Here is a 21,830-nt window from a genome sequence, read left to right as displayed (position 1 = left end):
AAAAATGGGTTCGGCGCGCCGAACCCCTGTCTGGCTGCGTATAGCCGCTTACCTGAACTGCGGCAAATACGGCGCGTTTATCGTCAACACCTCGTCCAGCAGCGGCTGCGCCAGATTGGCGTTGCCCACTAACGGGTTGGCGATCAGCGCCAGCAACCCGCTGTGACGATCGCCGTGCACCGCGGCTTCGATGGTCAGACGTTCGTAGGCTTTCACCTGCTGCGTCAGGGCCTGCATCGGCTCCGGCAGCGGGCCGAAGGTCAGCGGGTGTGCGCCCTGGGCATCGACGATACAGTTGATTTCTATCACAGCATCGTCCGGCAGGCCATGGATTGCGCCGCGGTTTGCGGTGTTGACCACTAATTGCGTGCCGAGATTATTATGGATAGCACGAATCAGCTCCAGCGCAACTTCGGAATAGAAAGAACCGCCGCGGAAGCTGAGCTGTTCCGGTTTCGTGTTTAACTGCGGATCGGCATACAGCTCGAACAGCTCTTTTTCTACCTGCATCACCTGCTCGGCGCGGGTGCCGCGCTCGCCGGCGGCGGCCATCTCTTCCGCCAGCATCTCGCGGGTCTGGTAAAAATAGCGGTGGTACGGGCAGGGGATTGCGCCGAGCGCGCGCAGGAAGTCCGGCTGCCAGGGCTCTTCCTTGATGTTGTTCATGGTCAGCGCCGCACCGTCGCACAGCATGTCGATCACCTTGGCGGTGACGTCGCGCCCCAGGTGCGTGACCCGATGCACCCAGACCATGTGGTTCAGGCCGGCGAACTGCAGCTGTACGTCGGCGTAAGGCGCCTGCAGCATGTTGGCGATCATGTGATGCATGCTGATCGGTACGTTGCACAGGCCGATGATCTTCGCTTTGGTACCGCGAGACACCGCCTCGGTGACGATGCCGGCCGGGTTGGTGAAGTTGATGATCCAGGCGTCCGGCGCCAGCTTTTCCACCCGGCGAGCGATATCCAGCATCACCGGGATGGTGCGCAGCGCTTTGGCGAAGCCGCCGACGCCGGTGGTCTCCTGGCCGAGCAGTTGGTATTTCAGGCCCAGCCGTTCATCGGCGGCGCGCGCCGGCAGTTGCCCGACGCGGAACTGGGTCAGCACGAAAGCGGCGCCGCGAATGGCGTCGTCCAGCGCGAAGTGCACGCTGACCTTCACCTGCTCCAGCCCGTGGCGCGCCAGCATGCGGCGGGTCAGGGCGGCGATGGTTTCCACTTTTTGCCGGCCCGGTTCGACGTCCACCAGTGCCAGTTCGGTGACCGGCAGCTCCTCGATGCGCTGGATCAGCCCGTCGACCAGTTCGGGAGTGTAGCTGCTGCCGCCGCCGATCACGGCGATTTTGAGCGTGCTCATGGGCGGCCCTCCGTCTGCGACTGACGGCGATAGAGCTCGATCATGTCGTCGGCCAGATCCTGGATCACCATGGCGTTCATCAGATGGTCCTGCGCATGCACGGTGATCAGGTTGATCGCCAGTTTGCCGCAGCCTTCGTCCAGGCCGATCAGCTCGGTCTGGATCAGGTGCGCCTTCTTCACCCACTCTTTGGACTCGGCCATGTGTTTGGCCGCGGCGGCGAAGTCGCCGGCGCGCGCTTGCCGCAGCGCCATCAACGCATTGCTGCGCGCGCTGCCGGAGAACACCAGCAGTTCCATGATGGTGCTTTCAAACTCGGGGCTGACTTCAGTCATCAATTCACTCACGTCATTTCTCCAGGGGTTGCGCGGCGACGCCGCCGTGGGATGCTTCAGTATCCGTTCTTTTTATAATGAGAGCGCTCTCATTTAAATAGAGTAACGACAATGCGTGTGCAAACTGGGAGGCAGATCGCAAAAACCGACCCAGGGTGGCGCGGGGCAAAAAATGCGTGATGCGGTTGGCAAAAAAGCCTTCTGCGCCCATACTTTCCGCAGCAAAATTCAGGGCCGCCTAGGATATGTCCCGTAATTGGGTAAATATAGGTAAATGGCTGGCACTTGCCGATACAGCTCTTTAGAATCAAAGCGCTTTTCCGTTGTTTGTCTCTCAGAGAAAGGACCCGTTAATGTTCAAACGTACTTTAGTGACCTTCGTCGCGCTGTGTTCCCTGACCGCAGTGGCGCCAGCCGCACTCGCCGCCGGTGAGACCCACGTCATGCTGACGACCTCGGCGGGGAATATCGAGTTGGCGCTCGACAGCCAGAAGGCACCGGTTTCCAGCCAGAACTTCGTCGACTACGTGAACAGCGGGTACTACAACAACACCATCTTCCACCGCGTGATCCCGGGTTTTATGATCCAGGGCGGCGGTTTCACCGCTGACATGCAGCAAAAATCCACCAAGGCGCCGATCAAGAACGAAGCCGACAACGGCCTGCGCAACCTGCGCGGCACCATCTCGATGGCGCGCACCGCCGACAAGGACAGCGCCACCAGCCAGTTCTTCCTGAACGTGGCGGATAACGCCTTCCTGGATCACGGCCAGCGTGACTTCGGCTACGCGGTGTTCGGCAAAGTGGTGAAAGGCATGGACGTGGTGGACAAAATTGCCCAGGTGCCGACCGGCAACGTTGGCCCTTACCAGAATGTGCCGACCAAACCGGTGGTGATTCTGTCGGCCAAGGTACTGCCGTAAGTTTTTTGGCCGATCCCGCCGGGGTCGGCCGCTCCTTCCTCCCGAAGCCTTGCCTTCATCACTGTTTTCTCCCGCGCCCCATGCTCTAATCGGCAGACAATAATCAGACCGGAAATCCGGCGTTCGCCCTTTGTTGTCTCTGGATGAGTTGCTGCCATGTATGAATTTAACCAGGTGCTGTTGCTGCTGCAGCAGATGTGCGTCTATCTCGTTATCGCCTATCTGCTGAGCAAAACCCCGCTGTTCATCCCGCTGATGCAGGTGACCATCCGCCTGCCGCACAAGCTGCTGTGCTACGTGATCTTCTCGGTGTTCTGCATCATGGGCACCTATTTCGGGCTGCACATTCAGGATTCGATCGCCAACACCCGCGCGATAGGCGCGGTCCTGGGCGGTCTGCTGGGCGGGCCGTCGGTGGGCTTTCTGGTCGGGCTGACCGGCGGCCTGCACCGGTATACGCTCGGCGGCATGACCGACGTGGCCTGCGCGATCTCCACGGTGTCGGAAGGCCTGGTCGGCGGCATCGTGCACAGCATCGCCATGCGCCGGGGGCGCATCGAGCTGCTGTTCAATCCGCTGTTCGTCGGCGGCGTGGCGCTGGTGGCGGAAGTGCTGCAGATGGCGATCATCCTGGCGGTGGCACGCCCCTACGACGAAGCGTTGCAGCTGGTGGAGCACATCGCGCTGCCGATGATGATCGCCAATACCGTCGGCGCGGCGATGTTCATGCAAATCCTGCTGGATAGGCGCGCGATGTTCGAAAAATACACCAGCGCCTTCTCTTCCAAGGCGCTGAAGATCGCCGAGCGCACCGAGGGTATCCTGCGGCAGGGGTTCGATCAGGAGAACAGCATGAAGGTCGCCCGGGTGATCTATCAGGAGCTGGGCATCGGCGCGGTGGCGATCACCGATCGCGACAAGCTGCTGGCGTTTATCGGCATCGGCGACGATCACCACCTGCCGGGCACGCCGATCGCCTCGGTGCATTCGCATCGCGCCATCGACAACAACGAGGTGGTGTATGCCGACGGCAATCAGCTCTCTTACTGCTGCTCGATCAATCCGGCCTGCAAGCTGGGATCGACGCTGGTGATCCCGCTGCGCGGCGAAAACCAGCGGGTGATCGGCACCATCAAACTGTACGAACCGAAAAGCCAGCTGTTCAGCACCATCAATCGTACACTGGGCGAAGGCATCGCCAGCCTGCTGTCGGCGCAGATCATGGCCGGACAGTACGAGCGCCACAAGCAGCTGCTGGCGCAGTCGGAGATCAAGCTGCTGCATGCGCAGGTCAATCCGCATTTCCTGTTCAATGCCTTGAATACCCTGGTGGCGGTGATCCGCCGCGATGGCGAGCGCGCCTGCGATCTGGTGCAGTCCCTCTCGACCTTCTTTCGTAAAAACCTCAAACGCTCGGATGACGAAGTCAGCCTGGCGGACGAGATTGAACACGTGAACGCCTACCTGCAGATCGAGAAAGCGCGCTTCGCCGATCGGCTGGAGATCGCGGTATCGCTGCCGGAGGCGCTGTTGGCGGTGCGGCTGCCGGCGTTCTCGCTGCAGCCGATCGTCGAAAACGCCATCAAGCATGGCACCTCGCATCTGTTGGGCGTGGGCCGCATCGAAATCGGCGCCTGCTGCGAAGGCGAGCATCTGCTGCTGCAGGTGACGGACAACGCCGGGCTGTTCCAGCCGAAACCGAACTGCAGCGGGCTGGGGATGAATCTGGTGGATAAACGCATTCGCGTGCGCTACGGCGAAGGCTATGGCGTGCAGGTGGATTGCCGGCCGGACGCCTACACCCGCATTACGCTCAATGTCCCCATGGAGAGGGCCGCCTGATGTTAAACGCACTGATTGTTGACGATGAACCTTCCGCGCGCGACAACCTGCGCCATCTGCTGGAGGCCGAGGCGGAGATCGCGATTATCGGCGAATGCGCCAACGCCATCGAAGCCATCAGCCAGATCCACCGGCTGCAGCCGGACGTGGTGTTTCTCGATATCCAGATGCCGCGCATCAGCGGGCTGGAAATGGTCGGCATGCTGGATCCCAACCGCATGCCGCACATCGTGTTTCTGACCGCCTACGACGAATACGCGGTGCAGGCGTTCGAGGAGCATGCCTTCGACTATCTGCTGAAGCCGGCGGAGCCGAAGCGGCTGAGCAAGACGTTGCAACGCCTGCGGCAGCGCAGTGCACCGCAGGACGTGGCGGCGCTGGATGAGAGCGCCGGTTACCTGAAATACATTCCCTGCACCGGCCACAGCCGCATCTATCTGCTGCGGTTCGACGAAGTGCTGGCGATCCGTTCCAAACTGAGCGGGGTCTTCGTGGTGCGCAGCGACGGCATGGAGTGTTTCACCGAGCTGACGCTGCGCACGCTGGAAAGCCGTACGCCGCTGGTGCGCTGCCATCGGCAGTATCTGGTCAACCTGGAACAGGTGCGCGAGATCCGCTTCGAAGAGGGCGGCGCAGCGGAGATGATCATGTCGGCCGGCGATCCGGTGCCGGTCAGCCGACGCTATTTGAAGGCGCTGAAAGAGCAACTGGGGCTGCGGGGGTGACTATGCCGGCGGCCACCGGCGGCGAGTATGCACGATGGCCAATACGATGACGCGTTGAGCCGCCCATTCATAGACCAGCAGATAGGACGGGGAGATGACCAGCTCGCGCGTGCCGGCTATCCGACCCGTTTTCCCGCTGGCGGGATGATGCACGAGGCGTGCCGCCGCGTCAGCGATTTTTGCATCATTTTCTGCGGCGGCGGCCGGATTTTTAAGTTCCAACCATTCATAAATCGCCAGACGATCGGCGATGGCGGGTTCCGTCCATGTCAGTTTCACAAAAGTCCTTTTGTGTTTTATTGCGTTGATTTGGCTCTGCGTTCGGCGAAATAAGCGGCCACCTCTTCATCGTCGGCGAACTTGCCTTCACGCAACGCCTTGCGGCTTACCTCGACCTTTTCCTTTAACCACTGGTCGTACTCTTCCTGCTGCGCCTGGCGGCTGACAAACTCGCGCATGAAATCACGCAGCAGTTGCGAAGCCGTGCGATCGGCGGCCTTTGCCGCGCTGGCGAAAGCAGTTTTTAACTCTTCATCCACGCGAATTACCACGGTAGATTCAGACATGGTATTTACCTCGTATATACAGCGTAATGATCACTATAGCACTGGTGCTTTATTGTTCAAGCAAAGACGCTCTGACGCTAAGCGCAATCTGAATTCATCAGGCTCCGACGGCGGCCATTTTGTTTGTCCTTGACGGGGTTACGCGGCGCTTATAGCTTTATTGCATCAACAGGCGCGTTTCGCGCCGCGTCAGCGTCAAAGGAACAGAAAATGAGTGAACCACGGATTATCGCCAAAGCGATGAAAGACGGAAAACCGGAGCAGGATCTGGTGATTTTGCCGGCGTTGGCCAACCGCCACGGGCTGATCACCGGGGCAACCGGCACCGGCAAGACGGTGACGCTGCAGAAAATGGCCGAACAGTTCTCGCGCATCGGCGTGCCGGTGTTCCTGTCCGACGTGAAGGGCGATCTGTCCGGCATCGGCGCCGAGGGCGTGCCTTCCGAGAAACTGCAGGCGCGCCTGGCGGCGATCGGCGTCACCGACTGGCAGCCGCAGGCCTGCACCATTATCCCTTGGGATATTTACGGCGAAAAGGGCCACCCGATCCGTGCCACGATTTCCGATCTCGGGCCGCTGCTGCTGGGGCGCCTGTTGGATCTGAACGAGGTGCAAAGCGGCGTGCTGCAGCTGGTGTTCAAGATCGCCGATGACAACGCGCTGCTGTTGCTGGACATGAAGGACCTGCGCGCCATGGTGCAGTTCGTCGGCGACAACGCCAAACAATTCCAGACTCAGTACGGCAATATCTCTGCCGCGTCGATCGGCGCCATCCAGCGCGGGTTGCTGACGCTGGAAGAACAGGGCGCCAACCAGTTCTTTGGCGAGCCGATGCTGGACATCAACGATCTGATGAAAACCGACGCCAACGGTCACGGCGTGATCAACCTGCTGGCGGCGGACAAGCTGATCAATCAGCCGAAGCTGTATTCGGTGTTCCTGCTGTGGCTGCTGGCCGAGCTGTTTGAGCACCTGCCGGAAGTGGGCGACCCTGAACAGCCGAAGCTGGTGTTCTTCTTCGATGAGGCGCACCTGCTGTTCAACGATGCGCCGGCGGCGCTGTTGACCAAGATCGAACAGGTGGTGCGCCTGATCCGCTCCAAAGGCGTCGGCATTTACTTCGTCACCCAGAACCCGCTGGACATTCCGGACAGCGTACTGGGCCAGCTGGGCAACCGCGTACAGCATGCGCTGCGCGCCTTTACCCCGCGCGATCAGAAGGCGGTGAAGACGGCGGCGCAAACCCTGCGCGCCAATCCGGCCTTCGATGCCGAAACGGCGATCACCGAGCTGGGTGTGGGCGAAGCGCTGGTGTCATTCCTCGATGAGAAGGGCCGGCCGAACGTGGTGGAGCGGGCGATGGTGATCGCGCCGGAATCCAAAATGGGCATGCTTGGCGCGGAAGGGCTGAACAGCGCGATCAACAAGTCGCCGCTGTATGGCCGCTATGAGGATATGATCGACCGCGAATCCGCCTACGAGAAGCTGTCGTCGGGTGGCTTCGCCACCGTCGGCACCCCGCAGCAGGGGCAGCAACCGCAGGCGCAACAGCAACAACAACAGCAGGCGGGCGGCGGCCTGATGGACGGCCTGAACGAGCTGCTGTTCGGTTCCACCGGCCCGCGCGGCGGCAAGCGCGACGGCATCGTCCAGACCGCCGCCAAGAGCATGGCGCGCGATCTCGGCCGCCAGATCCTGCGCGGTGTGCTGGGGTCGATCACCGGCGGCCGTAAAAAGTAAGCGGAAATTATCGTCGGCAGCGGCGGGTTAAATCAGTAAACTGTGGCGGCATTTTTCTCTGCCGGACCTAACATGCTGCTGCTGATCGATAACTACGACTCCTTTACCTATAACCTTTACCAGTACTTCTGCGAATTGGGCGCCGAGGTGCTGGTGAAGCGCAACGATGAGCTGCAGCTGGCCGATATCGAGCGGCTGGCGCCGCAGCATCTGGTGATTTCCCCTGGCCCCTGTACCCCGAACGAAGCGGGTATCTCGCTGGCCGCCATTCGTCATTTCGCCGGCAAGCTGCCGATCCTCGGCGTGTGCCTGGGGCACCAGGCGCTGGGGCAGGCGTTCGGTGCCGAGGTGGTGCGCGCCCGCGCGGTGATGCACGGCAAAACTTCGGCGATTCGTCACCTGGGCGTCGGCGTGTTTCATGGCCTGAGCGATCCGCTGACCGTGACCCGCTATCACTCGCTGGTGCTGAAAGCCGATACGCTGCCGGACTGTTTTGAAGTGACCGCCTGGAGCGAGCGCGACGGCGTGCGCGACGAAATCATGGGCATCCGCCACCGCACTTTGGCGCTGGAAGGTGTGCAGTTCCATCCGGAAAGCGTGCTCAGCGAGCAGGGCCACCAGCTGCTGGATAATTTCCTCAAGCGTTAATTCCGGTGCGTTTTTTTCGCCCGTCAGGCGTTTTGCGTTTGCGCTTGATTGGTTTTTTATGCATATTTCGTGATTATGTTTTCAATCTGACATTACGATAGCGCTGAAAAACTTTCAGGGTGGAGCCGAAAATGACTGAAAAATCCGCAGTGAGCCGCAGTACCTTTGACCAGGTGATCCTGCCTGTTTATGCGCCTGCCCAGTTTGTGCCGGTGCGCGGCCAAGGCAGCCGGGTCTGGGATCAGCAGGGAAAAGAGTACATCGATTTTTCCGGCGGCATCGCGGTGACGGCGCTGGGGCACTGCCATCCGGCGCTGGTCGAGGCGCTTAAACGCCAGGGCGAAACCCTGTGGCATACCAGCAACGTCTTCACCAATGAGCCCGCGCTGCGCCTGGCAAGCAAACTGATCGACGCCACCTTCGCCGATCGGGTGTTCTTCGCCAACTCCGGCGCTGAGGCCAACGAGGCGGCTTTCAAACTGGCGCGCCATTACGCCATTACCCGTCACAGCCCGTACAAAACCAAAATCATCGCTTTCTATAACGCGTTTCACGGCCGCACGCTGTTCACCGTGTCGGTGGGCGGGCAGGCCAAATACTCCGACGGGTTCGGGCCGAAGCCGGCCGACATCGTGCACGTGCCGTTCAACGATTTGGCGGCGGTGAAGGCGGTGATGGACGACCACACCTGCGCGGTGGTGATGGAGCCGATTCAGGGCGAGGGCGGTATTACGCCGGTCGACGCCGGTTTCCTCAAAGGCGTGCGCGAGTTGTGCGACCAACATCAGGCGCTGCTGGTGTTCGACGAAGTGCAAAGCGGCATGGGGCGCAGCGGCAAGCTGTTCGCCTATATGCATTATGGCGTGACGCCGGACATTCTCACCACCGCCAAGGCGCTGGGCGGCGGTTTCCCGGTCAGCGCCATGCTGACCACCGAAGACATTGCTTCGGTGATGCAGGTGGGCACCCACGGCACCACCTACGGCGGCAACCCGCTGGCCTGCGCGGTGGCAGAGGCGGCGCTGGACGTGATCAATACGCCGGAGGTGCTGAGCGGCATTGAGCAGCGTCATGCGCTGTATGTGCAGGCTTTGCAGCATATCGGCGATAAATACGGTATTTTCACCGCGATTCGCGGCATGGGGCTGCTGATTGGCGCCGAGCTGAAGCCGCATTATCACGGCAGGGCGCGTGACTTCCTCACCGCCGCCGCTGCGCGTGGGTTGATGATCCTCAACGCCGGGCCGAACGTGATCCGTTTCGCGCCGTCGCTGGTGGTGGAGCTGCAGGATATCGAGGCCGGCATGGCGCTGTTCGAGCTGGCGGTGCAGGATGTGATCAACGCCTGAAGCCCGGCGGCATATAACGGGGTGCGGCATGCCGCGCCCTTATTGATCGCGCAGTTTGCGCTTGAGCCAGATACCGTGGTGCGGGCGCTGGCGCCAGGCCAGCGACGAAATGGTGTGCATCACGCTCAGGTGCGACAAAATGCGCCGCAGATGGCGCTCCATCTCGGTGACGGGCATCTCCGGATGCAGATCCGGTGGTTGCATGATGCCGCTGTTGCCGCTGCTCGGGCCGTCGTATTCCAACCGCTGCTGGCAGCTTTGCAGCGCGATTTCACAGGCCTGCAGATACTCTTCCGCCAGCTTCGGCGTCAGCATGTAGTGCTCGCGCGCCAGAATGGTCATGGCGTTCAGGTGTTCGACGATGAATTGGCTATGAGTGACCCACAGCCGCATGTCCGCCAGATAGTTTGAGGCGAACCCCGGTTCCTGCATCGCCTGATTGAGCGAGGTGAACAGCGCGTTGTGCGCTTGGTTGACCTGCATGCGGGTATAGGCCAACGCGGTGGCGTCCGGTTCCGGTTGCTTCAGCATCAGCCGCAGCGCGGCTTGATCGTTCTCCAGCGCCTGATGGGCATTCTTGCGCAGCAGCCCGCTTTGCCACTGCGGCCACAGCCAAATGGTGCCGCCGAACGCCAGCACGCAGCCTATCAGCGTATCGATCAGGCGCGGTACCAGAAAATGCGAGCCGTTCAGCGCCAGCAGCTGCAGGGTGTAAACCGCCGTGACCGTAAAGCCAATCACCGACAACCCGTAGTTCTTGCGCGAAACCAGGTAGGCCAACAGCGTGATCACCAGCATGATGCTCAGCGTTTCTCCCTCCGGCAACTGCAGCTGCAGCAGCCCGGCCGCCAGCAATAGCCCGGCAATCGTGCCCAGCGCACGGTGCTGAATACGCACCCGGGTGGCGTTATACCCGTTTTGGCTCACCAGCATGATGGTGAGCAGGATCCAGTAAGGCTTCGGCAGGTTGAATACCGCACCCAGGCTGCTGCCGACCGCCAGCGTCACGCCCAGCCGCGCGGCGTTGCGCAGGGCGGTGGATTTGAACGACAGATAGCTGAGCAGCGCCGGCCAAAACGGCAGGCGGTGCTGGCCGGGCATCAGGTCGCGGCGGTACAGCGGATGCTGGGTGCGCAGCAGGCGGGCGATGCGGCTGAAGTGGTAATAACAAAACTGGCCGACCGGATTATCGGGATGCTGCGCCGCCATTTTTTCCAGCGCCGCCAGCTCGTGGGTCATGGAGAAGCGCTTCGAATGTTGATGGTAGAGAATATCGTGCGCCACCACGCGCAGCCGGCCGGCGATCACCTGAGCATTGCGGCGAATGATCGCTTCGGCCTGGCTCTGCTCCACCAGTTTTTGCACCTCTTCCGGCAGATGCAGGCTGACGGTGATGTGCTCCTGCAGGTCCATCGCCACCTGAAAGGCGCGCTGCAGGCGCTTTTGCTCGAGGTTGTTGGTGTGCGGCAGGAAATTAAGCTGTTGGTACAACAGGCTGATCAGATCCATCACCTTTTGCTGGCGCACCAGCAGCGGCGGCAGCGCGGTCTGCGGATCGGTGTGCTGGGTCAGCAGTGAGTATTTGGCTTCGAAATAGTCCGCCAGTTCCAGGTAGAGTTGGCTCAGCGTCTCGCGCATCGGCTGCTCTTTCCACAGCTTGAACCAGAACCAGGTGAATAAGCCGTACCAGGCGGTGCCGATCGCGTACAGCAGCGGCGCCTGCCAGATAGGCACCGTGCCGGCCGTGCTGAGGGCGAAGATGGCGGCTACCAGCGCCGCCGGCAACAGCCGGGCGTGCAGCGGGCTGATTTCGCCGGTGACGCCGAGCAGCAGCGCCAGGCCCAACATCAGCGCCGGCAGCGGCACGTGCCACAGCAGGGCCTGTTGCAGCAGCACGCCGCTGAAGGCGAACAGCGAACCGCCGACGATCAGTCGTTTAAAGAAGCGCTTATGCGGCGTATCCAGCCCGGCGATATTGCAGCAGGCGGGCACGAGGGAGAACATCAGGCCGAGCTGCAGCTGGCCTATCAGCAAGCCGAACAGCACCGGCAGGCACAACACCAGCGTTTGTCGCAGTGCGTAGTTGATTTCCGGGTGGTAGATCAGGCGGCGCCACATGGCAGAGAGCAGACAAAAAAACGGCGCAGACTGCGCCGTTTCTTCAGGGATTAACGGGTGCCGTAGACGACAATGGTTTTGCCGTGGGCGGAAATCAGGTTTTGATCTTCCAGCATTTTCAGAATACGGCCAACGGTCTCACGCGAGCAGCCGACGATCTGGCCGATCTCCTGACGGGTGATCTTGATCTGCATGCCGTCCGGGTGAGTCATGGCGTCGGGTTGCTTCGCCAGATTCAGCAGGGTTTGCGCGATGCGGCCGGTAACGTCCAGGAAGGCGAGGTTGCCCACTTTTTCGGAGGTGACCTGCAGGCGGCTCGCCATTTGGGCGGACAGACGCATCAGGATGTCCGGGTTCACCTGGATCAGCTGGCGGAATTTCTTGTAGGAAATTTCAGCCACTTCACAGGCGGTTTTCGCGCGAACCCAGGCGCTGCGCTCCTGGCCTTCTTCGAACAATCCGAGCTCGCCGATGAAATCCCCCTGGTTGAGGTAGGACAGGATCATCTCTTTACCTTCTTCATCCTTGATCAGCACCGCGACGGAGCCTTTCACGATGTAGTAAAGCGTTTCGGCCTTTTCACCTTGGTGAATCAGCGTACTCTTCGATGGATATTTGTGGATATGGCAATGAGACAGGAACCATTCGAGAGTAGGGTCTGTTTGCGGTTTGCCGAGAACCATTCGCTGTTATCCTCTGTTGTTATCGCTGCCTTGTGTCACAGGGGTCAGAGTTCCCTGTAAAACCCGCCTGTAGCCGCAGTCATGAGCGAGGGCTACCGGCAAGTTTTGAGGCGTGTCATAAAAATACGCTGTCGCTCTAGCATATTAACTTGCCGTAAGCGCTGCAAGCTACATTCTGTTAACATACCGGTAAAGGAGCCTTTCTCTGGGCGTTTCCCTGAAATTCAGTGTCCCGGAAAGATTTATTGCGGCTCTGTTTGTAGCACAGAGTAAGGCGGGTGTCTCGTGTTGTCTCGCTTCAGCATGATTAGCATCAGGTTACGTTGCCTGTTTCTATGCGAAAGCGTACTCTGATTTTAAGCAATCAACCGGAGTGACCAGAATGCAGGCAAGAGTTAAATGGGTGGAAGGGTTAACGTTTTTGGGTGAATCGGCTTCCGGCCACCAGGTGCTGATGGACGGCAACGCCGGTGATAAAGCGCCCAGCCCGATGGAGATGGTGCTGATGTCGGTGGGCGGCTGCAGCGCGATCGACGTGGTGTCCATCCTGCAAAAAGGGCGCAACGACGTGCGCGACTGCGAGGTGAAGTTGACCTCCGAGCGCCGCGAAGAAGCCCCGCGGCTGTTCACCCATATCAACCTGCACTTCATCGTTACCGGCCAGGACCTGACCGACAAGATCGTCGAGCGTGCGGTGAACCTGTCGGCGGAGAAGTACTGCTCGGTGGCGCTGATGCTCAACAAGGCCGCCACGGTGACCCACAGCTTCGAGATCCGCCAACCGGCGTAATCGAAACGGAGCGCGGCCCGGCGCCGCGCTCAACGCATTTATTCGATCTTCTTGCCTTCCAGCAACCGCTGCACCAGCGGCGCCATGATCAGCTCCATCGCCAGCCCCATCTTGCCGCCCGGCACCACTAACGTATTGATGTGCGAGATAAACGAGCCCTGCAGCATCGCCAGCAAATAGGGGAAGTCAATTTGATCCAGCCCGCGGAAGTGGATCACCACGAAGCTTTCGTCCAGTGAGGGAATCGCCTTGGCGGCGAACGGGTTGGAGGTGTCCACCGTCGGCACGCGCTGGAAGTTGATGTGGGTGCGCGAGAACTGCGGCGTGATGTAGTTGATGTAATCTTCCATCGAACGCACCACCGAATCCATCACTGCTTCGCGAGAGTGGCCGCGCTCGCCGGTGTCGCGGATCAGTTTCTGAATCCACTCCAGGTTGACGATCGGCACCACGCCGACCAGCAGATCGACGTGTTTGGCCACGTCATGGTGATCGGTGACCACGCCGCCGTGCAGCCCCTCGTAGAACAGCACGTCGGTCGGCGCCGGCAGCGGCTCCCACGGGGTGAAGGTACCCGGCACCTGATTGTAGGGCACCGCTTCGTCGTAGGTGTGCAGATACTTGCGCGAGCGCCCGGTGCCGTTCTTGCCATAGTCGATAAAGCTCTGCTGCAGCAGGCCGAAGTCGTTGGCCTCGGGGCCGAAATAGCTGATGTGTCTGCCCAGATCGCGCGCCTTGCGGATCGCCGCGTCCATTTCCGGCCGGGTGTAGCGATGGAAGCTGTCGCCCTCCAGCTCGGCGGCGCGGATGTTGAGCTGTTGGAAGATCTTACGGAACGCCACGCTGGTGGTGGTGGTGCCGGCGCCGCTGGAACCGGTCACCGCGATAACGGGATGTTTGGCAGACATGATGATTGTCACTCCGTGTTGAATGCGCCGGCGTCAGGGGATTATTGTGGTTCTTGTTGACGCTCTTTATCTCAGGAAAAATGGCGCGCGCTGGTTTGCAATGCCCCATTGTTACCTGATTTTTTCCGTCAGTCATAGAACCGAGCGCCACTAAATTTCTTCCTGCCCGGCGCGGAACTGGCCGCGCGGCATGATGTTGACGCTCTCGTGCAGTTCCGACCACACCAGCACCACTTCGCCGTTTTTCAGCTGGCGGCGCACGTCCTCCACCTTCTGTTCCAGCGAGCGTTCGTGTTCGCCGTAATCGGTGCCTTCGCGCAGTACAAAGGATTCGATCAGGCTGTTCAGGGTGTCGGTTGCCAGTTCTTGCCAGGGAATGATCACGTAGGGATGTCCAGATAAGGGGAAAGCCAGGCCGGAATGCGATGTTCCAGCCACATGTGCGGTTTTTTCAGCGTGCCGCCGACGAAGCCGACGTGGCCGCCGTACTCGGTCAGTTGATATTCGATATTGCGCGGCAGGCCGGCGACGTCGGGGATCACCTCATGGGTCATGAAGGGATCGTCCTTCGCATGGATGATCAGCAGCGGCGTCTGAATAGCCGGCAACAGCGGCAGGGCGCTGCAGCGGCGATAGTAGTCGATAGCGTCGCTAAAGCCGTGAATGCGCGAGGTGATGGCGTCGTCGAATTCGCGGATGCGCCGCAACCCGTTCAGCTGTGACAGCTTGAGCGGCAGAGTGTCCGGGTAGTGCAACAGCTTGCGGGTGGCGTTTTGTTTCAGCTGCCCCAACAGGTAGCGCTGATAAACGCGGGAGAAACCTTGCTCCATGCGGTAGGCGCAGGGCTCCAGCATCAGCGGCGCCGAGACCACCACCGCCGCCTGCAGCAGGCTGTCGGCGCCTTGCTGCGCCAGATAGCAGGCCAGCATGTTGCCGCCGAGCGAAACGCCTACCGCCGCGGTTGGCACCTCGCCGTAGCGGTCGCGCAGCCAGCGCAGGAAGAAGCGCGCATCTTCGGTTTCACCGGAGTGGTAGATGCGTTGCTTGCGGTTGGGCACGCCGCTGCAGCCGCGAAAGTGCATCACCACGCCGAGCCAGCCGCGCTCACGCCAGGCGTTGAGCAGGCCGTGCGCGTAGGGGCTGTAGAAGCTGCCTTCCAGGCCGTGGAACAGCACCGCGCGCGGTTTGTCGCGCGCCTGCGCCGGATCTTCGCTCCAGGCGAGATCGACGAAATCGCCGTCGGGCAATTCCAGCCGTTGCCAATGCGGTTTCAATAACACGCGGCGGCGCACCAACCGCGGCAACAGCGTTTGCAGGTGCGGGTTACTGGCCCCGGTCAGAGGGCGAAAGTTGTTAGGCATAGGCTGAGTAAAAATGTTGTGGGCGGCTATTGTGAGATCCCTAGCGCACTGTTAGCTTCAATACCAAGAACTAACAATGATACTGCAAAAAAGCGCCTTGGGTGAGGAGCACCCGTGCCATGGAACCGAGTTTATTCCTTTCGATGCTGGGCTTCCTGTGGGTTGCCGCCATCACGCCTGGCCCCAATAACCTGCTGTTGACCACCTCTGGCGCTAACTTCGGCTTTATGCGATCGCTGTGGCTGATGGTCGGTATCATGCTCGGCATGCAAAGCATTTTGCTGCTGGTGGCCTTCGGCGTCGGCAGCCTGATCCTGGTCTACCCGTCGTTGCACCTGATCCTGAAAATCCTCGGCAGTCTGTACCTGCTGTGGCTGGCGTGGAAAGTCGCCACCGCCGCCTATGAAAAACTGGAAACCGACGTGGCGCCGCCGCAGCCGGTGCGGCTGTATCAGGGCTGGCTGTTGCAGTTCCTCAACCCGAAAGCCTGGCTGATGGCGCTGGGGGCGGTGGCCAGCTTCAGCCTGGCGGGCGATAAGTACAACGGGTCCATTGCGGCGATCGCGCTGGGCATTTTGGTGGTCAACATCGTCGCCGGCATTATCTGGCTGGCGTTCGGCACCGTGATCGGCCGCCTGCTGCGCAGCAAAAAGGCCTGGGTTATCTTCAACGTTTCCATGGGGTTGTTGACCGCAGCCTGTGTGTTACTGATCTGGCATTAAGGAGCGAACGATGGCGGAAAATTATTATCACGTGGTTGCCTTTACCGGCAAAGGGCTGCGTGGCAACCCAGCCGGGGTTTGCCTGCTGGCGCAGCCGCTGCCGCCGGAGCGGCTGCAGGCGATCGCCAACGAGATCGGCCTGCCGGAAACCAGCTTTGTCTGGGATGACGGCGATATGACCGCCATCCGCTGGTTTACCCCAGAACGCGAGGTCGATCTTTGCGGCCACGGCACCCTGGCGGCGGCACATGTGATGTTCAGTGCGGTCAATCCGGCGCGGCAGGATATCCGCTTCCGTTCGGCCGGCGGCGAGCTGTTCGTCAAGCGCGATGCGCAGGACGGGGAACGACTGGTGCTCGACTTCCCCGCCCGGCCGCCGCAGAAGGTGGCTGAGCCGGCGGGCCTCGCGGCGCTGCTGGGCGTGCAGCCGCTGGAGGTGTGGCAGGCGAAAGCGCTGATGGTGGTGCTGGAAAATGAGGCGCAGGTACGCGCGCTGCGGCCGGACATCCCGGCGCTGATCGCGCTGGCCGGGTGTGCGGTAATCGTTACCGCGCCGGGTGACACCGTGGACTTCGTGTCGCGCTATTTCACGCTCGACGGCGGTGAAGATCCGGTTACCGGCTCTGCGCACTGCACGCTGATGCCTTATTGGACGGCGCGTCTCGGCCGCCATCGGCTGCAGGCGCAGCAGGTTTCGGCTCGCGGCGGCGAACTGTTCTGCGAACTGCACGGGGATCGCACGCTGCTCGGCGGCTATGCTCATGTGTTCCTGCGCGGAAGTCTCGCGCTGTAACCCGCGTTTATATTACTCACGGTAATAAAGAAGACTTTTTTATTCTTTTATCGCTCGCCATCGCTCAGATAAAACTGTCAGCAACTGAACAGATTTTTATCAACGGAGCGGAACATGGCGGGCAAACTCTTTTCCTTACGCAACGCGGCGCTGTTGGCGCTGTCGCTCAGCGCAGCCAGCGCCTACGCGGTGGACGTGACCGTGGCGTACCAGACGTCGGCAGAACCGGCCAAGGTGGCGCAGGCGGAAAACAGCTTCGCCAAACGGTCCGGCGCGACCGTCGACTGGCGTAAGTTCGACAGCGGCTCCAGCGTGCTGCGTGCGTTGGCCTCCGGCGACGTGCAGATCGGCAATATCGGCTCCAGCCCGCTGGCGGTGGCCGCCAGCCAGAAACTCCCCATCGAAGTGTTCCTCATCGCCTCGCAGCTCGGCAGCTCCGAAGCGCTGGTGGTGAAGAATGACATCAAAAGCCCGCAGGATCTGATCGGCAAGCGCATTGCGGTGCCGTTTATCTCCACCACCCATTACAGCCTGCTGGCCTCGCTCAAGCATTGGGGCATCAAGCCTGAGCAGGTGAAGATCCTCAATCTGCAGCCGCCGGCCATCGCCGCCGCCTGGCAGCGCGGCGACATCGACGGCGCCTACGTCTGGGCGCCGGTGGTCAACGAACTGGCCAAACAGGGCAAGGTATTGACCGACTCCGCGCAAGTGGGCGAATGGGGCTCGCCGACGCTGGACGTGTGGGTGGTGCGCAAAGATTTTGCCGAGAAACATCCCGACGTGGTGACCGCCTTTGCCGCCAGCGCCCTGCAGGCGCAAAAGGCCTACCTGGCGGCGCCGGAGCAGTGGCTGAAAGATCCGAGCCATCTCAGCACGCTGGCGCGCCTGAGCGGGGTGCCGGAAGCGCAGGTGCCGGAGCTGGTGAAGGGGAACCGTTATCTGCCGGTGGCGGATCAGGTTGCCCAACTCGGCCAGCCGGTGGACAAGGCGATCCGCGATACCGCCGAATTCCTCAAGCAGCAGGGCAAGATCCCGCAGGTCGACAGCGACTACAGCGCTTATGTGACCGACCGTTTTGTGAAACAGGTGCAGGCTGCGCCGCAGTCGTAAGGAAGCAGGATGCTAAACGTCAATCATCTTTCAGCAGAGTATCAGGGGCGGCCCGCGCTGCGTGACGTGTCGTTCCAGATCGCCGCCGGGCAACTGGTGGTGGTGCTCGGCCCGTCGGGCTGCGGCAAGACCACGCTGCTGAATTTGATCGCCGGGTTTATCGAGCCTTCAGCTGGCAGCATCACGCTGGATGGAACGCCCGTTCACGGCCCAAGCGCCGAACGGGGCGTGGTGTTCCAGCATGAGGGCTTACTGCCGTGGCGCAACGTGGTGGACAACGTCGAGTTCGGCCTGCAGCTGGCCGGCGTCGGCAAGGCGCAGCGCCGCCAGGTGGCGGAGCAGATGCTGCAGCGCGTGGGGCTGGCGGGCTATGAACAGCACTTTATCTGGCAGCTTTCCGGCGGCATGCGCCAACGCGTCGGCATCGCCCGCGCTCTGGCCGCCGATCCGCGGCTGTTGTTGTTGGACGAGCCGTTCGGCGCCCTGGACGCGTTCACCCGCGAGCAGATGCAGGAGCTGTTGCTGACCATTTGGCGTGATACCGGCAAGCAGGTGTTGCTGATCACCCACGATATCGAAGAGGCGGTGTTCCTCGCCAGCGAACTGCTGCTGCTGTCGCCGGGGCCTGGGCAGGTGGTGGAGCGGCTGTCGCTGAACTTCGGCCAACGCTATGCCGACGGCGAAGCCTGCCGCGCTATCAAATCCGATCCTGAATTTATCGCGCAGCGCGAATACGTGCTGGGCAAAGTTTTCCAACAGCGCGAGGCCTTGCTATGAGCCTGCATTCCACTCTGAAGGCCGCGGCGCAGCCGCAGGGCAAAGCGACGCGCCGTTTCAGCGTGCCGCGCAACGTTTGGCTGAGCGGCGCCACGCTGTTGACGGTGTTGATCGTCTGGTGGGGCGTGACGGCGCTGCAGCTGATCAGCCCGCTGTTTCTGCCGGCGCCGCAGCAGGTACTGCACCAACTGATCACCATCGCCAGCCCGCAAGGTTTTATGGACGCCACGCTGTGGCAACATCTGGTGGCCAGCCTGGGGCGCATTCTGGTGGCGCTGTTGGCGGCGGTGATCGTCGGCATTCCGGTGGGCATCGCCATGGGGCTGAACGACACGGTGCGCGGCATCCTCGATCCGCTGATTGAGATCTATCGCCCGGTGCCGCCGCTGGCCTATCTGCCGCTGATGGTGATTTGGTTCGGCATCGGTGAAACCTCAAAGATCTTGCTGATTTATCTGGCGATCTTCGCGCCGGTGACGCTGTCTGCCGTGGCCGGCGTGCGCAGCGTGGCGCAGGTGAGGGTGCGTGCCGCCCGCGCGCTGGGCGCCACGCGTTGGCAGGTGCTGCGTTTTGTGGTGCTGCCGAGCGCGCTGCCGGAGATCCTGACCGGCATTCGCATCGGGCTGGGCGTCGGCTGGTCGACGCTGGTGGCCGCCGAACTGATCGCCGCCACGCGCGGCCTGGGATTTATGGTGCAATCCGCCGGTGAGTTTCTGGCGACCGACGTGGTGTTGGCCGGCATCGGCGTGATTGCGGTGATTGCATTTGGGCTGGAGCTGGGGCTGCGTGCCCTGCAGCGCCGATTGACCCCGTGGCATGGAGTACAGCAATGAACGAACGTCTGAATATCACCCCGCTGGGGCCTTACATCGGGGTGCTGGTGGAAAACGTCGAGTTGGCCCGGCCGCTGGGCGACGGCCAGTTTGAACAGCTTTATCACGCCTTGCTGAAGCATCAGGTGCTGTTCTTCCGCAATCAGCCGATCACGCCGCTGCAGCAGCGCGATCTGGCCGGCCGCTTCGGCGATCTGCATATCCATCCGGTCTATCCGCACGCCACCGACGTGGAAGAGATCATCGTGCTCGATACCCACGACGACAACCCGCCGGACAACGATAACTGGCATACCGACGTGACCTTTATAGAGAACCCGCCGCTGGGGGCGATCCTGGCGGCCAAGACCTTGCCTTCCACCGGCGGCGATACGCTGTGGGCCAGCGGCATCGCGGCCTACGAGGCGCTGTCGGCGCCGTTCAGAACGCTGCTCGCAGGGCTGCGTGCGGAGCATGACTTCACCAAGTCGTTCCCGGAACACAAACATCGCGGCAGTGAAGAGGAGCATCAGCGCTGGCAGCTGGCGGTGCAGAAAAACCCGCCGCTGCTGCATCCGGTGGTGCGCACCCACCCGGTCAGCGGCCGGCAGGCGCTGTTCGTCAATGAAGGCTTCACCACGCGGATCGTCGACCTGGCGCCGAAAGAGAGCGACGCTTTGCTGAACTTCCTGTTTGCTCACATCACCAAACCGGAGTTTCAGGTGCGCTGGCGCTGGCAGGAAAATGACGTGGCGATCTGGGATAACCGCGTGACGCAGCACTACGCCAACGCGGATTATCTGCCGCAGCGGCGCATCATGCACCGCGCGACCATTCTGGGGGATAGGCCTTTTTACAAGGCCTGAGGCTTAGGCTTCGAAAGCCTGCGTTAACTGTTCCAGCTGTTCCTGTGCATCCAGCCAGGTCATTTCCGTCTCTTCCAGCGCGGATTTGGCCTGGCTTTGCTTTTGCAGGCAGTCGGTCAACTCGGCCTTGCGGCTGATGTCGTACAGTGCGGAATCCGCCAACTGTTCCTCCACCGCCGCCAGTTCGGCGCCCAGTTTTTCCATCTGCTGTTCCAGCTTGGCGATCTGCTTGCGCAGCGGTTGGGTCTGCGTACGGAACTCCGCTTCGCGGCGTTTTTGATCCTTGCGCGCTTGCGCGCTGTTGCCGCCGCTCTCTTTTTCCGGTGCGTCCTGCTGGCTTTCCTGGCGCTGCAGGTCGACAAGCCACTGCTGGTAGTCGTCGAGATCGCCCTCGAAAGGCTCGACCTGGCCGTCGTGCACCAGGTACAGATCGTCGGTGGTGGAACGCAGCAGGTGACGGTCGTGCGAGACCACCACCAACGCGCCTTCGAAATCGATCAGCGCCTCGGTCAGCGCCTGACGCATGTCGAGATCCAGGTGGTTGGTCGGTTCATCGAGCAGCAGCAGGTTAGGGCGCTGCCAGACGATCAGCGCCAGCACCAGCCGCGCCTTCTCGCCGCCGGAGAAACGTTCGGTCACTTCGCTGACCTTGTCGCCCTGGAAGCCGAAACCGCCCAGATAGTCGCGCAGCTGCTGCTCCAGCACCCGTGGTGCGATGCGGCTCAGGTGCTGCAGCGGCGATTCGTCGGCACGCAGGAATTCCAGCTGGTGCTGGGCGAAGTAACCCAGCTTGATGCCTTTCGCCAGGCCTATCTCGCCGCTCAGCGGTGCCAGGGTGCCGGCCAGCAGTTTGATCAGCGTCGATTTACCGGCGCCGTTGCGGCCGAGCAGGCCAATGCGCGAGCCGGGCACCAGGTTCAGCTTGATTGACTTCAGGATAACCTTGTCGCCATACCCGGCGCTGACTTTGTCCATGCGCAGCAGCGGGTTCGGCAGGCTTTCCGGCGGACGGAAGCTGAAGGTGAACGGGTTGTCGACGTGCGCCGGGGCGATCAGCTCCATGCGCTCCAGCATCTTGATGCGGCTCTGCGCCTGCTTGGCCTTGGAGGCCTTTGCCCGAAAACGGTCGATATAACTTTGCAGGTGCGCCACTTTTTCTTGCTGATGCTGATAAAGCGACTGTTGCTGCGCCAATTTGGTGGCGCGCTGGCGTTCGAACGACGAGTAGTTGCCGGTGTATTCGTTCAGGGTCTGCTGTTCGATATGCAGGATCTTGTCGACAATCGGATCGAGGAAGTCGCGATCGTGCGAGATCAGCACCAGCGTGCCGGGATAGCTTTTCAGCCAGCGCTCCAGCCAGATCACCGCATCGAGATCCAGGTGGTTGGTCGGTTCGTCGAGCAGCA

General features: G+C 61.3%; 23 protein-coding genes. 13 read left to right on the top strand and 10 right to left on the bottom strand.

All coding sequences use genetic code 11. From position 1 onward, the window contains the following. Positions 1-48: 48 nt before the first annotated feature. Entirely contained in the window at positions 49-1,356 is a 1,308-nt protein-coding gene (locus tag HMPREF3138_RS16345) for a 6-phospho-beta-glucosidase (protein WP_049193839.1), read from the bottom strand. Beyond that, entirely contained in the window at positions 1,353-1,691 is a 339-nt protein-coding gene (locus HMPREF3138_RS16340) for a PTS lactose/cellobiose transporter subunit IIA (protein WP_038878111.1), read from the bottom strand. The genes HMPREF3138_RS16345 and HMPREF3138_RS16340 overlap by 4 nt, the downstream gene beginning before the upstream one ends. 353 nt (positions 1,692-2,044) lie before the next feature. Here HMPREF3138_RS16340 and ppiA point away from each other — a divergent pair, with 353 nt between their 5' ends. The 3 genes from ppiA (at position 2,045) to btsR (ending at position 5,181) form a co-directional block, all read left to right on the top strand. Further along, positions 2,045-2,614, top strand: coding sequence for a peptidylprolyl isomerase A (gene ppiA / locus HMPREF3138_RS16335; RefSeq protein WP_038878108.1), 570 nt, complete (start codon positions 2,045-2,047; stop codon positions 2,612-2,614). 156 nt (positions 2,615-2,770) lie between these two features. Continuing rightward, positions 2,771-4,456: a sensor histidine kinase gene (locus HMPREF3138_RS16330; RefSeq protein WP_033636285.1), complete on the top strand. Its 1,686-nt coding sequence runs from the start codon at positions 2,771-2,773 to the stop codon at positions 4,454-4,456. Then, a complete protein-coding gene (gene btsR / locus HMPREF3138_RS16325; RefSeq protein ID WP_038878105.1) occupies positions 4,456-5,181 on the top strand; it encodes a two-component system response regulator BtsR in 726 nt (241 codons plus the stop codon). The genes HMPREF3138_RS16330 and btsR overlap by 1 nt, the downstream gene beginning before the upstream one ends. Here the strand turns inward: btsR and HMPREF3138_RS16320 are convergent, their stop codons facing one another. After that, the gene (locus tag HMPREF3138_RS16320) at positions 5,182-5,460 is read right to left on the bottom strand and encodes a type II toxin-antitoxin system RelE/ParE family toxin (RefSeq protein ID WP_038878101.1); all 279 of its coding nucleotides are present in this window, start codon (positions 5,458-5,460) and stop codon (positions 5,182-5,184) included. A gap of 17 nt (positions 5,461-5,477) precedes the next feature. Then, positions 5,478-5,747 (bottom strand): hypothetical protein, encoded by a 270-nt coding sequence (locus HMPREF3138_RS16315; RefSeq protein WP_033636282.1) that lies wholly within the window; start codon positions 5,745-5,747, stop codon positions 5,478-5,480. A 210-nt stretch (positions 5,748-5,957) separates the two neighbouring features. Between HMPREF3138_RS16315 and HMPREF3138_RS16310 the strand changes: the two genes are divergently transcribed. From HMPREF3138_RS16310 to HMPREF3138_RS16300, 3 genes are all read left to right on the top strand, one after another. Continuing rightward, on the top strand, positions 5,958-7,487 hold the full coding sequence (locus tag HMPREF3138_RS16310; RefSeq protein WP_038878098.1) for a helicase HerA-like domain-containing protein: 1,530 nt from the start codon (positions 5,958-5,960) through the stop codon (positions 7,485-7,487). Positions 7,488-7,559: 72 nt separating this feature from the next. Next, on the top strand, positions 7,560-8,135 hold the full coding sequence (locus HMPREF3138_RS16305) for an aminodeoxychorismate synthase component II (protein WP_038878095.1): 576 nt from the start codon (positions 7,560-7,562) through the stop codon (positions 8,133-8,135). 131 nt (positions 8,136-8,266) lie between these two features. Next, positions 8,267-9,484, top strand: coding sequence for a bifunctional acetylornithine/succinyldiaminopimelate transaminase (locus HMPREF3138_RS16300; RefSeq protein ID WP_038878092.1), 1,218 nt, complete (start codon positions 8,267-8,269; stop codon positions 9,482-9,484). Between the two features lie 39 nt (positions 9,485-9,523). Here the strand turns inward: HMPREF3138_RS16300 and HMPREF3138_RS16295 are convergent, their stop codons facing one another. Together HMPREF3138_RS16295 and crp are read right to left on the bottom strand one after the other, a co-directional pair. Beyond that, the gene (locus HMPREF3138_RS16295) at positions 9,524-11,602 is read right to left on the bottom strand and encodes a YccS/YhfK family putative transporter (RefSeq protein ID WP_038878089.1); all 2,079 of its coding nucleotides are present in this window, start codon (positions 11,600-11,602) and stop codon (positions 9,524-9,526) included. Between the two features lie 50 nt (positions 11,603-11,652). Further along, the gene (gene crp, locus HMPREF3138_RS16290; protein WP_004090925.1) at positions 11,653-12,285 is read right to left on the bottom strand and encodes a cAMP-activated global transcriptional regulator CRP; all 633 of its coding nucleotides are present in this window, start codon (positions 12,283-12,285) and stop codon (positions 11,653-11,655) included. 382 nt (positions 12,286-12,667) lie between these two features. On the opposite strand from crp, the gene HMPREF3138_RS16285 reads away from it, so the two are divergent. Next, the gene (locus HMPREF3138_RS16285) at positions 12,668-13,075 is read left to right on the top strand and encodes an OsmC family protein (RefSeq protein WP_004930372.1); all 408 of its coding nucleotides are present in this window, start codon (positions 12,668-12,670) and stop codon (positions 13,073-13,075) included. Positions 13,076-13,113: 38 nt separating this feature from the next. Here the strand turns inward: HMPREF3138_RS16285 and HMPREF3138_RS16280 are convergent, their stop codons facing one another. From HMPREF3138_RS16280 to HMPREF3138_RS16270, 3 genes are all read right to left on the bottom strand, one after another. Next, positions 13,114-13,983 (bottom strand): phosphoribulokinase, encoded by an 870-nt coding sequence (locus HMPREF3138_RS16280; protein ID WP_038878085.1) that lies wholly within the window; start codon positions 13,981-13,983, stop codon positions 13,114-13,116. 150 nt (positions 13,984-14,133) lie between these two features. Then, the gene (locus HMPREF3138_RS16275; protein ID WP_004930376.1) at positions 14,134-14,367 is read right to left on the bottom strand and encodes a YheU family protein; all 234 of its coding nucleotides are present in this window, start codon (positions 14,365-14,367) and stop codon (positions 14,134-14,136) included. Next, positions 14,364-15,344: a hydrolase gene (locus tag HMPREF3138_RS16270; protein WP_038878082.1), complete on the bottom strand. Its 981-nt coding sequence runs from the start codon at positions 15,342-15,344 to the stop codon at positions 14,364-14,366. Before HMPREF3138_RS16270 ends, HMPREF3138_RS16275 begins: the two co-directional genes overlap by 4 nt. A gap of 119 nt (positions 15,345-15,463) precedes the next feature. Here HMPREF3138_RS16270 and HMPREF3138_RS16265 point away from each other — a divergent pair, with 119 nt between their 5' ends. The 6 genes from HMPREF3138_RS16265 (at position 15,464) to tauD (ending at position 20,424) form a co-directional block, all read left to right on the top strand. After that, on the top strand, positions 15,464-16,066 hold the full coding sequence (locus HMPREF3138_RS16265; protein WP_038878079.1) for a LysE family translocator: 603 nt from the start codon (positions 15,464-15,466) through the stop codon (positions 16,064-16,066). Between the two features lie 10 nt (positions 16,067-16,076). Then, complete coding sequence (locus HMPREF3138_RS16260) at positions 16,077-16,859, top strand: PhzF family phenazine biosynthesis protein (protein ID WP_038878076.1); 783 nt, start codon at positions 16,077-16,079, stop codon at positions 16,857-16,859. Positions 16,860-16,973: 114 nt separating this feature from the next. Then, the gene (tauA, locus tag HMPREF3138_RS16255) at positions 16,974-17,969 is read left to right on the top strand and encodes a taurine ABC transporter substrate-binding protein (RefSeq protein WP_038878073.1); all 996 of its coding nucleotides are present in this window, start codon (positions 16,974-16,976) and stop codon (positions 17,967-17,969) included. 9 nt (positions 17,970-17,978) lie between these two features. Continuing rightward, on the top strand, positions 17,979-18,746 hold the full coding sequence (gene tauB, locus HMPREF3138_RS16250; RefSeq protein WP_038878069.1) for a taurine ABC transporter ATP-binding subunit: 768 nt from the start codon (positions 17,979-17,981) through the stop codon (positions 18,744-18,746). Continuing rightward, positions 18,743-19,579: a taurine ABC transporter permease TauC gene (gene tauC, locus HMPREF3138_RS16245; RefSeq protein ID WP_038878068.1), complete on the top strand. Its 837-nt coding sequence runs from the start codon at positions 18,743-18,745 to the stop codon at positions 19,577-19,579. Before tauB ends, tauC begins: the two co-directional genes overlap by 4 nt. Continuing rightward, positions 19,576-20,424 (top strand): taurine dioxygenase, encoded by an 849-nt coding sequence (gene tauD / locus HMPREF3138_RS16240; RefSeq protein ID WP_038878067.1) that lies wholly within the window; start codon positions 19,576-19,578, stop codon positions 20,422-20,424. Before tauC ends, tauD begins: the two co-directional genes overlap by 4 nt. Positions 20,425-20,427: 3 nt before the next feature. Here tauD and HMPREF3138_RS16235 read toward each other — a convergent pair. Further along, the coding region (locus HMPREF3138_RS16235) for an ABC transporter ATP-binding protein (protein WP_246828729.1) at positions 20,428-21,830 on the bottom strand (1,403 nt) is incomplete at its 5' end.

This window comes from Serratia sp. HMSC15F11 (assembly GCF_001808215.1).
Lineage (GTDB): Bacteria > Pseudomonadota > Gammaproteobacteria > Enterobacterales > Enterobacteriaceae > Serratia > Serratia nevei.
This window is presented reverse-complemented; position numbering and strand designations above follow the sequence as displayed.